General features: G+C 25.1%; 2 protein-coding genes. Both read left to right on the top strand.

From position 1 onward, the window contains the following. Positions 1 to 1,498: hypothetical protein (locus NY022_RS09490; RefSeq protein ID WP_267525629.1), on the top strand; the 1,498-nt coding region annotated here is incomplete at its 5' end. Positions 1,499 to 1,531: 33 nt separating this feature from the next. Continuing rightward, the coding region (locus NY022_RS09495; protein ID WP_267525631.1) for a hypothetical protein at positions 1,532 to 2,051 on the top strand (520 nt) is incomplete at its 3' end.

The following is a 2,051-nucleotide window of genomic DNA, read 5'->3' on the forward strand; positions in this document are numbered from 1 at the left end:
TGTAAATAAAGAATATTCTAAAAACTTTACAAATGAGCTTGATTTTACAACATATTCAAATTATTACAATAAAGCAAATGCTGAGTTTTTAAATTTAAATAAAGATTTAGGAGTTAATAGGCAGTTAGCCACATTAGAAATAGACTTTTTAGAAGATAAAAATAACATTAAAAAATTTCAAACATTTTTAAATAACAAAAATCCTTTAGGTAAAAAAATATCATTTAAAGAGGCTAAAGTTTTACTTGCAAAAGGTGGTATATCTTTAGTAGATAAAAGCTTTGATGATTATTATAAAAAAATCTTAAGTGCTAAAGAATTAGATGATATCAATATAGCTAAAGATTTTATAAAAGATAATTCAAATAAAAACGCTACTGTACTTTTAAATAACAATAAAGAAATACAACTATCTATTTTATTTAGACCAACTAAAGAACAATATAAAGATAGATATCTTGGGTTTATAGACTATAGCAATAATGAAAAATTTTATGATAAATATTTATATGTAAAAACTACAAACGATAGTAATATTTTTTCTACATCAAGTAATATTATAAATGGCATAATAAAACCATACGAGGAATTAGGAAAAGCACTTTTAGAAAGTCCTTTAGAAACTGCAGAGGCTATTGGAATAGGTGCTTTAAATTCTATTTGGGATTTTATTGTACATCCAATAGATACTATTAATGATTATGCCTTAGATAACTATGATATATACACTAAATCTAAAATAGATTTATTAGTAGGAGATAAAACAGCAGCAGAAGAAAAATATGGTGAATTAGCTAATGAAACTGTATCTACGATTATGAGCTTTACAGGTTGGGGTGCTGGTGCTAAAGCAACAAAAGCAACAACATTAATTGATAAAACAACAAAAAATACAGTAGAGAAGACCTTAGTAAAAGAAACTAATAATTCGCTATTAAACAAAATAGACATAGATAACAAAATATCTGATACAAATATTGCCAATACAGTTACTAAAGAAATAGCTGAAGTTGGAAAAAATATCATAAAATTAAGAGATGGAACGGTAATAAACCTTACAAAACCTATAAAAGATATTCAAATAGAGCGTGCAAATTTAATTAAAGAACTTCATAAAAATAAACAAGGCAATCTAAAGATAGGAGAAAAAACTTTTAGCGTAAATAAAGAAGCTAGCAATGGTAAAGGAGTAGTATTTAATGAAAGAATTAGTGATAAAGAAGTTGAGCGATTGTTTGTAGAGCTTGGAGGAGGAAAAGAGTTGCCTAAATGGAGAAAAATAAGAGCGAAAGTTAGAGAAACTGGTGTAATAAATGAAGGAAAATTATATACTATAAATAATGATAAAGGAAAATTTAATTTAAGAGAAGTTTCTAGCAGTAATTTACCAAATGGAGAGCAACCTTGGACTATAGATTATATACCAAATAATGATTTAGAACAAAGAATCGAGTTAAAATTTCCTAGATTACAATCAAACTCTAAAGAAAGTGATTAAAAAAATTAAAAATAAATTTAATAAGGAGCAATTATGAAAATAGAATTAAATAAAGAGGATTTATATGAGATTTATCTTATGGATTCTGATTTAACTTATAGTTTATATTATGATGTAATAGATTATTTTAAGGAAAAATATAATTTAGAACATAATCCTTTAGATAGTAAAACCAAAGATGAAATTTTCTTTTTAGCTATTAAAGGATTAATGGAATTAGAATTATTAGAATTTTATGTGCCTAAAGAACTAGAACTAAAAGGTTTTATAATAAATCAAAAAAATGGAAATTGGGATGTAGATAGCAATGAGATAATAGAGTATTTTAAAAAGCATATGCCAAAAGATGAACATGCCAAATGGGGTCCTGATTATGCATTTGGCTATTATTGCCCTGGCATATGTCAAATATATAAAAACAATATCCCATCTCCAATCAAACTAAACATAGAATTTAGTGATGAAGAATTACTTAAAATAAGAGATGATAATTACAAAGGCTTTTTATTTACAATCTATGATGATAGTATAAAACTAATTGCTAATAAAAATA

The organism is Campylobacter sp. MG1, from assembly GCF_026616895.1.
In the GTDB taxonomy this organism is placed as follows: Bacteria; Campylobacterota; Campylobacteria; order Campylobacterales; family Campylobacteraceae; genus Campylobacter_E.